The organism is Streptomyces sp. NPDC127197, assembly GCF_042672405.1.
Lineage (GTDB): Bacteria > Actinomycetota > Actinomycetes > Streptomycetales > Streptomycetaceae > Streptomyces > Streptomyces flavusporus.
On sequence record NZ_JBHXVG010000083.1, the window covers coordinates 1 to 11544 of the forward strand.

Consider the following 11544-nt stretch of genomic DNA (forward strand, 5'->3'; position numbering starts at 1 on the left):
GTAGGGGGTGAAGGTGCCGGGGGGTGTGATGCCGATGGCGTGGAGGTAGGCGGCTTCGTAGTCGGCTTCGGCGAGGGCGGCGGTGGTGCCGATGGCGTCGGTGATCTGGGTGAGGAGGCCGATGCCGCGGGGGCGGGCCCAGGCGTCGACGGTGGCCTGCAGTTCCCGGGCGCGGCCCACCTGGCCCCGCAGCGCAGCCAACAAACCCAGCTGTGCCTGCGTGTGAAAGACGTAAAGTGTGTGCCGGTGTGTTTTCGCCAGCTCCAGGCAGCGCTGTCCGGTCCGCTCGGCCTCGTCCCACTCACCGACCGCGATCTGGTCCATCATGATCATTTGCAGGATGGACATGATGTTGGTCAGGGCCCCCGTCTCCACCTCGCGGTCCACGGTGCGCTGCAGAAGCGGCCGGAACTGGCTGAGCGTGTCCACGTGGTAGGCGGCGACGGACAACTTGGAGACATCCGTCGGCTCCAGGTCGCGGAGACCGAAGAAGGCGCGCTCCACCCGCTCCCGCACACCGGTGCCGCGACGCACCACGTCGCTCCAGGCGTCCTGATAGATGCGCGAATGTGAGGGCACCAGGTCGCCCAGCGAGTCCAGGAGCTCATGAGTGCGCTCCCACGCGTCCTCGTTGCCCGCGTACATGTTGACGGCCAGCAGCAGGTCGACCAAGCGGGTGAGCGTCTCGTTCGGCTCCCGTACCCCGTCGGCGCGCATGCTCTCGATCGTCGCGAAGACCTGGCGTTGCGCGGACCGCACGTCCCCGTCCTCCCGCGCGGCGGCGAGGGAGGTGAGATAGTCCGACACGACCGCCGAGGCCGGGGAATCGCTGTTGCCGGACCCGGTGTCCGAGCGGACCAACAGCCGGGCCTGGTCCAGCTGACCGGCATCTCCGGCGGCGAAGGCTGCGCTGTTCAGTCGTCTGGTTCGGTCTTCGCGGTTTTCGCTGAGTTCTGCGGCGCGGGTCAGCCAGGTGACGGCGGCCACCGCGCCGCCGCGGCGGGTGGCGGATTCGGCTGCTGCTTCGAGTGCGGCGGCGACTTCTTCGTCGGGATCGACGGTTGCGGCGGCCAGGTGGGTGGCGTGTCGTTCGATGTCGTCGCGGTGGACTTGGGCCAGGGCAGTGTGTGCTGTGCGTCGTTCGTTGGGGGTGGCGAGCTGGACGACGGTGGAGCGCACCAGGGGGTGGCGGAAGACGAAGTCGCCGGTGAGGGGGTCGATGTCGAGCAGGCCGCAGGTGGCTGCCTGGTCGGCGTCGCGCATGCGGTAGCGGGTGCTGCGGGTGCGGTCGGCGGCTGTGCCCGATCCGACGCCGTCCAGGGCACCGCGCAGCAGCTCAGCGCGCACCGGCTCGCCGAGGGACTTGATGCGCGCGCCGTACACCTGCTGCAGGCGCAGGGGCAGCGGGATGCCGGTGTACCCGAACAGTTCCTGGGGACTGCGTCCCGCCTGGCCGCCGCGCACATAGGGCGGCAGTTCCAGCAGCGCCAACGGATTGCCCTGGGCCTCGTCCAGCACCAGACGGCGGATCTGAGGATCGAGCCTGGGGTGGTGCCTGTCCAGGAGTTGTTCGGAGACCTTCTCGGACAGCGTGGTCACCGCCAGTTCGGGCAGCGCGGCCGTGTCGAAGCCCGAGGGAACCTCGGAGCGCAGGCCGACGACGAACTTCACCGAGCTGCCGGTGAGCCGGCGGCCCACGAAACCGCACACCTCGGTGCTGGAGGTGTCGAGCCACTGGCCGTCGTCGAGCACCAGCAGGAGGGGCTGCTGCGACGCCGCGAGGGAGAGCAGGTCGAGGACGGCGATCCCGAGCGTCATGACCGAGGGGGGTGTGCCCTCGCCCCGGCCGAAGACGACGTCGAAGACCCGCCGGTGCGCGTCGTCCAGCCGATCCATGTGGGTGAGCAGCGGATACAGGAACTGATGCAGACCGGCGAACGGCAGTTCCGACTCGGCCTCGACGCCGGCCGCCCTGATCACCCGGTGATTCTCGGCCGTCGCGAGTTCGACGAGGTGGTCCAGCAGGGCACTCTTGCCCACACCAGCGTCGCCACGCAGGACGAGAGCCGCGCCCCCGGGTGCCGCCACGAACGCCGACAGCACCTCCTGCTCGCTTCCGCGACCGACCATGGTCCCGACGATCGACTCCACCGCCCCACTCCCTTCACCGCTGGACCGGCTCGGCCCGAACGCTCTCTGGCGAGGGTACGTCGTCCCGGCGGCCACATGTCGGGCGGCTGCGCGAGTGACAGCACGGCTGGTGGCCGGCCGGTCACTCACATCTGACGCAGAAGACTAGATGCCTCCATGGGATTTCGTCACCCGGGTATGGCCTGAAAAGTTCTTGTCGTACGAAGGGTGCGTACTCTGTGACCTCAACCCGGCGGTTCCGACACATGTGAGTTAGCCTCATACGTATCTACTTGAGTATGTGTACGGACGTAACGGCGGGGGCCGGTGGGCGCACCGCTGGGAAGCGAGGCGGGCATGGACTGGGCCGACCGAGGGCTGTGCCGGACGCAGCCGGACCGGATGTTCGTCGAGGGCACCGCCCAGAACGAGGCCAAGGCCGTGTGTCTCGACTGCCCGGTGCGGTTCGAATGCCTCGCCTACGCGCTGGACCACCGCGAGGAGTACGGCGTGTGGGGCGCGATGACCGAGCGGGAGCGCCGTGCGCTGCTGCGCCGCCGTCCGACGGTGAGGTCCTGGTCGGAGGTCTTCCGTGCGGCCCGGACGTGCGAGGACGCCGCACAGCGGTTCTCGGCCGTGTGGCTCGACCGCTGAGGCCGTGGTCGGTTCAGGGCCGCAGCGCCTGGAGGGTCAGTTCGCCGTACCGGCGCCACCGTGCCGGATCGCGCTCCGCGAGGTTGATCAGTTGCAGACACATGCCGCACAGCACCACGCGCAGATCGAGCGGGTTCGCGTCCGAGCGGATCCGGCCGGCGGACCTGGCCTCGTCCATCAGAGCGGCCAGGCGGTCCAGCAGGGGACCGGTGTACGTCGTCGACCTTCCCTCAGCGAGCGCCTCCGACAGCAGACGGTCCCGGGCGAGGTTCTCGAAGAGCAGGATCACGTACGTGTCGAAGGCCCGCGCGGGCTCGGCCTCCGCCAGGGCGGGCGCGGTGACGCGGTCCAACTCCGCCAGCCGGTGCCGCACCACCGCCGCCACCAGGTCCTCCTTGGTCGGGTAGCTGCGGTACACCGTGGCCTTCCCGACATCGGCCCGCTCGGCGACCTGAGGGACGGTGCCCTGGAGCCCGAACTCCTCGAAGACCTCCAGCGCCGCCGCGAAGACCCGCTCATGGTTGCGCCGGGCGTCGGCCCGCTTGCGGGGGGACTCCTGTCGGGTCTGCTGCGGAGTCGTCTGTGCCGGATTCACCCGCCCATTCTGCCTGCCGCCGACACGGCGGGCGGGCCCTGTGAACCAGGAGGGGACCCGCACTCGTTGCGAAGATGAGAGGTTGTCTTCTTTTGTCTCCTGGCACATCTTGGCCGGAGAACTCATACTTGAAAGTTTAATTACATGTCGGACGAGAATCGCGTGATGGAATTCCTCGAGCGGGTGGTCGCTGACAATGCGGCCGCCTTCGCGGGGGTGTCGACATCTCTGGGCATCCGCCTCGGACTGTACGAGGCGATGGCGGGGGCAGGGCCGCTCACCTCGGACGAACTGGCCCAGAAGACCGGACTCGTCGAGCGGTACGTCCGGGAGTGGCTGGCGGCGCAGGTCGCCAGTGCCTACGTACTGCACGACCTTGAAACGAACACGTACGTCCTGCCGGACGAGCATGCGGCCGTACTGGCCGATTCCTCTCTGCCGACGTACATCGGCGGCGGCTTCACCATGCTGAAGGCCCTCTACGGTGCCGAAGAGGCGCTGGCGAGCGCCTACCGGAGCGGCGGCGGCGTGAGCTGGCAGGACTACGGGCCGGAACTGGCGGAAGGTGTTGCCGCCTTCTTCAAGCCCGGATACGAGGCGGTCCTCGTTCAGGAGTGGCTGCCCGCCATGGAGGGCGTCGAGGACAAGCTCCGGCGAGGCGCCTCGGTCGCCGATGTGGGATGCGGCTTCGGCCACTCGACCGTGCTCATGGCCAAGGCGTTTCCGCAGTCCCGCTTTCACGGCTTCGACTTCCACGACTCCTCCGTCGAAGCGGCCCGAAAGCTGGCCGAGGAGGCGGGCGTCGGTGATCGCTTGACGTTCGAGGTCGCCGCCGCGCACGACTTCCCCGGTGGCGACTACGACCTCGTCACCTTCTTCGACTGCCTCCATGACCTCGGTGACCCCGGTGCGGCACTCCGGCGCGCCGAAGAGGCCCTCGCAGCCGACGGAAGCTGTCTCGTCGTCGAGCCGAACGTGTCGGCCGAGCCCGGGGAGAACATCCACCCGATCGGCCGGTCCTTCGCCTCCACCTCCGCTGTCCTCTGTCTGCCGGCGGCCATGGCCCAGAACGGCCCGCACGCGCTCGGCAACCATCCGGGCCCGGACGCTCTCCGAGCGATTGCCGCCGAGGCGGGTCTGCACAGCTGGAGGCTCGCCGTCGAGACCCTCACCAACCGCATCTACGACATCAAGCGTTGAGGACGGACACAGAGCGAGTGAACGACCACCGGGAAGAAGCTGATGCACGATGAAGGACGGCGCGTCCGTCTGGCTCCCCTGTCACCGACACCAGATCCCCGGCCTGCCTGACGGGTTCTCCTACTCCTACTGGGACGGAACGGGCCCACTGCCCGGCGACCCCGCCGACGTCCGTTTCCTCGTCGGCATACCGGCGCCCGGCGCCGAACGCGTCCTGGGCCCCGTACTGCCGCGGATGCACAACCTCGAGGTGCTCCAGCTGCTCAGCTCCGGTTACGACCACATGCTGCCGCTGCTGGGCACCATGCCCCCCGGCACTCGGCTGACCACCGGGCGCGGAGTGCACCGCGAGGCCACCGCCGAGCTGGCGGTCACGCTGCTGCTGGCCCTGTGCCGGGGGCTCGACCAGTTCGCGGCCCACCAGGCCCGGGGAAAGTGGAAGGCCGAGTTCCGGCCCACGCTGGCCGGCAAACGTGTCCTGGTCATCGGGTACGGCGCGGTCGGTGCCGCCGTCGCCGCCCGGCTCGGTGCCTTCTGGTGCGAGGCGGTCCTCGTGGCCGGGACGGCGCGCACCACACCGGCCGGGCGGGTGCACGGGGCGGCGGAGCTGCCCGCGCTGCTGCCCACGGTGGACGCGGTGGTGCTGTGCGCGCCGCTGACCGACCGGACACGTGGCATGTTCGACGCGGACGCGCTGGCGCTGCTGAAGGACGGGGCCCTGCTGGTGAACGTCGCCCGCGGCGAGCTCGTGGACACCCGCGCGGTGGTCCGCGAGGTGCGGGCGGGACGGCTCCGGGTCGCGCTCGACGTCACCGATCCGGAACCGCTGCCGTCCGGGCACCCGCTGTGGAACCTGCCCGGCGCTCTGATCACCCCTCACGTGGCGGCGTTCACCGACGCGTTCGCCCCGATGACCGCGGACTTCCTGCGGCGGCAGCTGGACCGCTACCAGCGGGGCGAGGAACTGCACAACGTCGTTCTCACGACGACCGGCACCGAAGCAGGTGAGCAGGCTGCCTAGGCCCATGCGGACATCCACGTACGGCGACCGCCCGAAGCTGCTCGGACCCGACACCGGTCTCGCGCGGGTGTTCGCGTTCTTCGAGGCGGAGGGGCACTCCGACCCGGCCGGGGCCTGGCAGGCCCTGACCGGCACCTGGAACTGGGCCGCGCCGCTCCCGACTGCCGTTCCCCGCACGGACGTTCCGGGGCCGGTGGCACGGCCGGTCCCCGGCGGCTGCGCGCTGTCCGGACAGTGGCGCCTTCCATCGTACGAGTCGTACGACGGCACCGGACCGTGGCTGGCCCTGCCGCTCGCCCCCGTGAGGGACGGCGGTCCCGACCTCTTCGTGGTGGCCTCCAAGGTGCTCCCGGGCGATGTCGGCGCCGGCTCCGTGTTCCGCCTGGAAGACATGTACGTGCCGGCCGGATTCGTCACGCACTCGGCGGGCGAGCCGCTGCGCCCCGGCGACGCGCCCTTCTTCTGGACGGCGGTCACCGCCCTGGCACTGGGCGCGGCCCGCCGCATGACCGACGCACTGGCTGCCCCGTCCACCGCCGCCGCGGCAGCCGAACTGGCCGCCGTACTGCACGACGAACGGCTGAGCCTGGCCGCCACCGTGCACGCCGCCCCCTCCGCCCGGCAGGGCCTGCCCCCGTCCGTCGAAGAACGGCTCGCCGCGCACGTCGGACAGGCCGGGATCGCTGTCCACCATGTGGTCGGCGCGGCGTACGAACACGCGCTCGTGTCGGGCGGGAGCGCCGACCGGCACCCCCTGGTGAACCTGATCGAGGCCTGTTCACCGATACTTCAGCAGGTGCGGTATGCGACGGAGCTTCTGCTGCCCCACGACAAGACCTCCCCCAGGAAGGCTGAACACGGTGACGACCGCCGCATATCAGGGTGAACCCGGATCCAACTCGGCGACCGCCGCGCGTGCCCTCTACCCCGAGGGCGGCGAGCTGGCCTGCACGAGCTTCGAGCAGGCCCTGGACGCCGTGACGCTCGGCGCCGCCGACGTCGCCGTGATCCCGGTCGACAACTCCGCGGCCGGACGCGTCGCCGACGTGCACCACCTGCTGCCGGAGTCGGGCCTGTTCATCGTCTCCGAGTACTTCCTCGCCATCCGCTTCGACCTGATGGGGGTGCCCGGCGCGACGCTGGACCAGGTGGAGTGCGTACGCAGTCACGTGCACGCACTGGGACAGTGCCGCAAGGTGCTGCGGGAGGGCGGCTGGCGCATCCTCGTCAGCGACGACACGGCCGGAGCGGCGCGCGAGGTGGCCGAACTGGGCGACCCGCGGCACGCGGCGCTCGCCCCGCCCGCCGCGGCCGAGCTGTACGGCCTCGAGGTGCTGCGTGCCGAGGTCGAGGACGACCCGGACAACACCACACGGTTCGTCGTTCTCTCCCGGGACGCCACCCTGGCCCCGCACACCGGGGAGCCGACGATGACGAGCCTGTTCTTCAGCGTCCGCAACATCCCCAGCGCGCTGTACAAGGCGCTCGGCGGGTTCGCCAGCAGCGGCGTGAACCTCACCAAGATCGAGAGCTACCAGATGGGCGCCGGGCTCAACGCCAGCCGCTTCTACGTGGAGATCGAGGGACACCCCGACGACGAGCGCGTCGCCCTCGCCCTGCACGAGCTGCGCTTCTTCTCCACCGAGGTGCGCATCCTCGGGGTGTACCCCGCGCATCCGCACCGGCTGAAGAACTGAGCGCACACCCGTACGGCAGACGGTGTGCGGCCCCGCGCCGACGTGTCACGTCCGACCCGTCGTGCGGGGCCGCTTTCGCTCCGGCTCCTGAGACAAGGAAGGCGTCCGGAGCGGTCCGGAAAGTTCCCCGCCGCCGTCGCCGGGGCGGCGGAGAACCCGTCACTGGGACAACGTAGGCACCCACCCCGGGGGTTCACACGCGAGAGCCGTCCGCATCGACCACCGCCGTGGGTGACCATCGGCACATGTGCCTGGCCAGCGAGAAACATGTCTAAAGTGTGGGTATGACCCAGCAACGCAAGGGCCTCGTCCTCGACTTCGGTGGTGTGCTGACAACCCCTCTGCTGCCCGCCGCGCTCGCCTTCGAACGCCTCGAGGGACTGCCCGAGGGAACCCTGCTCACCGGCCTCTACCTCGACCCCGAGGGCATCCGGCTCACCGAGGAACTGGAGCGCGGCGCGCTCACCCAGACCCAGTGGAACGAAGCGGCCGCCCGGCTTCTCGGCCTCCCGCCGGACAACCTGATGGGCCGCATCTTCGCCGACCTGCGCCCCGAGCCCTCGGTGATCGCCGCGGCCGCCACCGCCCGCCGGGCGGGCATCAAGGTCGGCATCCTCTCGAACTCCGTCGGCCCGACCCCCTGGAACCTGTACGACGGCTACGAGGTGGAGCAGCGCTACGACGCCCTGGTGCTGTCGGAGGTCCACGGGACGCGCAAGCCCGAACCGGAGATCTTCCGGCTCGTGTTGGACGAACTCGGCCTGACCGCCGAGGAGTGCGTGTTCGTGGACGACACCGAGCAGTACCTGCCGCCCGCGGCGGAGCTGGGATTCGCCACCGTCCACGCCGTGGAGCCCGCCCGGACGGTCACCGCGCTGGAAACCCTGCTCGGCATCCCGCTGACGGACGACGACCCGGACCGGGTCATCCCCTGAGGAGACACCACCTGTGCGACTGGGCCTGGCCCTGCCCACCTTCGGTTCCGCCGCCCGGCCGGAAGGCATCCTGCGCGTCTGCCGTACCGCGGAGGACATGGGATACGACTCCCTGTGGACCGGCGACCGCGTCCTCGCCCCGCCTGTGCCGGGCGCCCCCTACCCGAGCGGCGACGGCGAGATGCCGCGCGCCTACGAGAACCACATGGACCCCCTGGTCGCCCTGACGTTCGCCGCGTCCCACACCACACGGGTCCAGCTGGGCACGAGCACCCTGAACGGCCTGTGGCTGCCGCCGATCATGCTGGCCCGGGCGCTGACCACCCTCGACCTCCTCAGTCAGGGACGTCTGATCGTGGGCCTCGGCCTGGGCTGGATGCCCGACGAGTACACCGCGGTCTCCGTGCCCTGGAAGGGCCGCGGCGCACGGCTCGACGAGACCCTGGACGTCCTGGAGGAGTACTGGGCCAGCGACGTCTTCTCGCACGAGGGACCGCTGTTCACCATCCCGGAGACCGTGGTGGGCCTCAAACCGCGCCGGCGGCCCGGACCCCCCGGGCTGCTCGCGGCGTTCACACCCGGCGGACTGCGCCGCATCGGCCGGCGGTTCGGCGGCCGGCTGCCCGTGGCGATGCCGCTCCCGCACCTGAGGGACATGTGGGACGTCATCCAGAAGGAGGCGGTGGAGGCGGATCGCGACCCCGCCACCCTGCGCATGGCGCTGCGCGTCAACCCCCGGCTCACCGACACGAAGACGGACCCGGCCCAGATGCCCCGGGCGGGCACCCTGGCCCAGTACATCGACTACGCGCGGGCCGCCGCCGAGGCAGGTGTGCACGAGCTGTTCGTGGACTTCGGGCAGACACCCGCCGGCCTGGCCGAACGCGTCGACCTGGCCGGCCGCTTCCTCGACGGAGTCCGCCAGGGCTGAATCGGTTCGTACCGGAGTGTGCCGACGTCGCCGTCGGTTTCTCGGAGCAGTCACCGATGAATGAATTGGCGTGTCAGGACGTTCCGAGGCCGTTCAGCAGGGTGTCGACGACGACGTCCGCCGCCTGTCCGGGGCTCAGTTCGGGCAGCTGCCGGGACACCAGGTGCATGAGCTGGGGCAGCAGCGCGCTCGCCCATCCCTCCGGGAGGCCGGGGCGCAGGAGGCCTTCGTCGGTGGCGCGCCGGAGGAAGGCGTCGACCTCGCGGACGGACGCGTCCCGCCGCTGGCGGATCGCGTCGTCGGCGAGCATGCGGGCGAGGTCGACGGGCCAGGTGCGGTTGACGGCGATGATGTTCTCGACGTAGCGGTGCAGGGCGACGGCGACGGGTGCCTCCCGGAGCCGCGCGTCCTCGATGGCGTGCTCGATGGCCGTAAGGCGAGATTCGTAGATGGCCGCCAGGAGGTCCTCGCGCGAGGCGAAGCGTCGGTAGACCGTGCGCCGGTCCACACCCGCCTCGGTGGCGATGCTCGCGATGCTCGCGGCGGGGTCGGCGGCGAGCATACGTGCTCCGGTGGTCAGGACGGCTTCCAGGTTGCGCGCTGCGTCGGCTCTCACCGCCCCGAGTCTAGTGGCGGAATGTGAAGCCTGAGACATCTAGCGCCTCTCAGGAGTAGAACCCTTCCCTCTAAGTGCTACAGTGATGTGACAGATATACCTAGTAATGCCAGATTGGCGAGTCTTCTAGAAAGGCACCTTCCGATGTCGAAGATAGACAAGTCCTCATCACCCAGGGAGGGTGGGGTCGCCGCCGCGATGAGCGCGCTGATCCTGGCGGTCCTCCTCGCGGCCCTGGACCAGACGATCGTCTCGACCGCGTTGCCGCGGATGGCGCAGGATCTGAACGGGTTCGACGACATCGCGTGGGTCAGCGCCGCGTATCTGCTCGCGTCGACGGCGGTGACACCACTGTGGGGCAAGCTCGGCGACATGTTCGGCCGCAAGCGGCTGTACCTCGCCTCGACCTCGATCTTCCTGATCGCCTCGGTGGCCTGCGGCCTGGCACAGAACCTGCCCGAGCTGATCGGCGCCCGCGTGCTGCAGGGCGTGGGCGGCGGCGGCATGATCGTGCTGACCTTCGCCCTCGTCGGCGACATCGTCTCCCCGAGCGAACGCGGTCGCTACCAGGGCCTGTTCGGTTCGGTCTACGGCGTCGCCAGCATCGTCGGCCCCCTGCTGGGCGGCGTCTTCACCGACCAGCTGTCCTGGCGGTGGGCCTTCCTGGTCAACCTGCCCGTCGGCATCGTCGCCCTGACCATCGCGGCACGGGCGCTGCCCGCGGCCACCCGGGGCGCCAGGGCCCGCATCGACTACCTCGGTGCCACCATCCTGGCCACCATCGCCACCGGCCTGGTCCTGATCACGTCCTTCGGCGAGCGCTGGGGCTGGGGCTCGCCCTCCATCGTCGGCCTGATCGTCGCCACCGTCGTGCTGGCCGTGCTCCTGGTGCCGGTCGAGCGCCGCGCCGCCGCCCCGGTCCTGCCGCCGGCCATGCTCGCCTCCCGGACCGTGGTCTTCTCCTCGCTGATCGGGTTCTTCGCCAACGCCGCGATGTTCGCCGTACTGGTCTACCTGCCGACCTACCTCCAGATCGTCCACGGAGTCTCGGCCACCCTCTCCGGCGTCCACATGCTGCCGCTGGTCGCCGGTCTGGTCGTCAGCCAGTCCCTGGCCGGACGCTGGGCCGCACACGTCGACCGGCTGCGCGCGATCCTCCTGGCGGGTCTGCTCGCCAACCTCGCCGGGCTGCTCCTGCTGGGCACCATCGGGGCGGCCACCGACACCCTGGTGCTGAGCGTCTACTTCCTGATCACCGGTGTCGGCATCGGCATGGTGCCCATGGTCGTGCTGACCACCGTCCAGAACAGCGTGCCCGCCACCGATCTCGGCGCTGCCAGCGCCGTGGTCACCTTCGCCCGCTCCATCGGCGCGGCCTTCGGAGTCGCCGTCTTCGGCACCCTCCTCAACACCGGCTTCGCCGACCGCACCCACGGCCTGCCGACGGCCGGCGGCTTCGACGTCGCCCGCCCCGACACCATCGGCCGGCTGCCCGCCGCCCTGCGCGACACCGCACTGGACGCCTTCGCCCACGCCACGGCCACCGGCTACCTCTGGATCGCGCCCACCCTCGCCGTCGGTGTTCTCCTCGCCCTCTTCCTCAAGTCGGCACAGAAGACCGGCGAGCCCACCGCCACCTCCGACCCCGCCACCGCCAAGGAAGCCGTCCCCGCTTCCTAATGCCGTTGTCAAGCAGCTGCAGTCGCTGGAGGTGCGACTTGATAGCACCGTCGGTCACGGATCAGGGCCCACAGAACGTTGACGC

General features: G+C 70.3%; 11 protein-coding genes. 8 read left to right on the forward strand and 3 right to left on the reverse strand.

Annotated elements, in window-relative coordinates:
- Positions 1–2130, reverse strand: a 2130-nt coding sequence (locus ACFVJQ_RS44525) for an AAA family ATPase (protein WP_385791635.1), incomplete at its 3' end; no start/stop codon positions are given.
- 357 nt (positions 2131–2487) lie between these two features.
- Here ACFVJQ_RS44525 and ACFVJQ_RS44530 point away from each other — a divergent pair.
- A complete protein-coding gene (locus ACFVJQ_RS44530; protein ID WP_385791637.1) occupies positions 2488–2784 on the forward strand; it encodes a WhiB family transcriptional regulator in 297 nt (98 codons plus the stop codon).
- A gap of 13 nt (positions 2785–2797) precedes the next feature.
- Here the strand turns inward: ACFVJQ_RS44530 and ACFVJQ_RS44535 are convergent, their stop codons facing one another.
- Entirely contained in the window at positions 2798–3379 is a 582-nt protein-coding gene (locus ACFVJQ_RS44535) for a TetR/AcrR family transcriptional regulator (protein WP_385791624.1), read from the reverse strand.
- Between the two features lie 144 nt (positions 3380–3523).
- Here ACFVJQ_RS44535 and ACFVJQ_RS44540 point away from each other — a divergent pair, with 144 nt between their 5' ends.
- The 6 genes from ACFVJQ_RS44540 to ACFVJQ_RS44565 all read left to right on the forward strand — a co-directional run bounded on the left by ACFVJQ_RS44540 (position 3524) and on the right by ACFVJQ_RS44565 (position 9163).
- Positions 3524–4579 (forward strand): class I SAM-dependent methyltransferase, encoded by a 1056-nt coding sequence (locus ACFVJQ_RS44540; protein WP_385791626.1) that lies wholly within the window; start codon positions 3524–3526, stop codon positions 4577–4579.
- A 49-nt stretch (positions 4580–4628) separates the two neighbouring features.
- Positions 4629–5600, forward strand: coding sequence for an NAD(P)-dependent oxidoreductase (locus tag ACFVJQ_RS44545; RefSeq protein WP_385518173.1), 972 nt, complete (start codon positions 4629–4631; stop codon positions 5598–5600).
- 4 nt (positions 5601–5604) lie between these two features.
- The gene (locus ACFVJQ_RS44550; RefSeq protein WP_385791628.1) at positions 5605–6486 is read left to right on the forward strand and encodes a hypothetical protein; all 882 of its coding nucleotides are present in this window, start codon (positions 5605–5607) and stop codon (positions 6484–6486) included.
- Positions 6461–7297: a prephenate dehydratase gene (locus ACFVJQ_RS44555; RefSeq protein WP_385791630.1), complete on the forward strand. Its 837-nt coding sequence runs from the start codon at positions 6461–6463 to the stop codon at positions 7295–7297. Before ACFVJQ_RS44550 ends, ACFVJQ_RS44555 begins: the two co-directional genes overlap by 26 nt.
- Positions 7298–7581: 284 nt before the next feature.
- Positions 7582–8232 (forward strand): HAD-IA family hydrolase, encoded by a 651-nt coding sequence (locus ACFVJQ_RS44560; RefSeq protein WP_385791631.1) that lies wholly within the window; start codon positions 7582–7584, stop codon positions 8230–8232.
- Positions 8233–8245: 13 nt separating this feature from the next.
- Complete coding sequence (locus ACFVJQ_RS44565; protein ID WP_385518186.1) at positions 8246–9163, forward strand: TIGR03619 family F420-dependent LLM class oxidoreductase; 918 nt, start codon at positions 8246–8248, stop codon at positions 9161–9163.
- Positions 9164–9236: 73 nt separating this feature from the next.
- On the opposite strand, the gene ACFVJQ_RS44570 is transcribed toward ACFVJQ_RS44565, so the two are convergent.
- Positions 9237–9725 carry a TetR/AcrR family transcriptional regulator gene (locus ACFVJQ_RS44570; RefSeq protein ID WP_385518195.1) on the reverse strand — a complete coding sequence of 163 codons (489 nt, stop codon included), beginning with the start codon at positions 9723–9725 and terminating at the stop codon, positions 9237–9239.
- 198 nt (positions 9726–9923) lie between these two features.
- On the opposite strand from ACFVJQ_RS44570, the gene ACFVJQ_RS44575 reads away from it, so the two are divergent.
- Entirely contained in the window at positions 9924–11459 is a 1536-nt protein-coding gene (locus ACFVJQ_RS44575) for an MDR family MFS transporter (RefSeq protein WP_385791633.1), read from the forward strand.
- The last annotated feature ends 85 nt before the right edge of the window (positions 11460–11544 follow it).

Coding starts and splice junctions, on each gene's coding strand:
- ACFVJQ_RS44530 (WP_385791637.1), top strand. CDS start 2,488: ATGGACTGGGCCGACCGAGGGCTGTGCCGGACGCAGCCGGACCGGATG.
- ACFVJQ_RS44540 (WP_385791626.1), top strand. CDS start 3,524: ATGTCGGACGAGAATCGCGTGATGGAATTCCTCGAGCGGGTGGTCGCT.
- ACFVJQ_RS44545 (WP_385518173.1), top strand. CDS start 4,629: ATGAAGGACGGCGCGTCCGTCTGGCTCCCCTGTCACCGACACCAGATC.
- ACFVJQ_RS44550 (WP_385791628.1), top strand. CDS start 5,605: ATGCGGACATCCACGTACGGCGACCGCCCGAAGCTGCTCGGACCCGAC.
- ACFVJQ_RS44560 (WP_385791631.1), top strand. CDS start 7,582: ATGACCCAGCAACGCAAGGGCCTCGTCCTCGACTTCGGTGGTGTGCTG.
- ACFVJQ_RS44570 (WP_385518195.1), bottom strand. CDS start 9,725: ATGCTCGCCGCCGACCCCGCCGCGAGCATCGCGAGCATCGCCACCGAG.
- ACFVJQ_RS44575 (WP_385791633.1), top strand. CDS start 9,924: ATGTCGAAGATAGACAAGTCCTCATCACCCAGGGAGGGTGGGGTCGCC.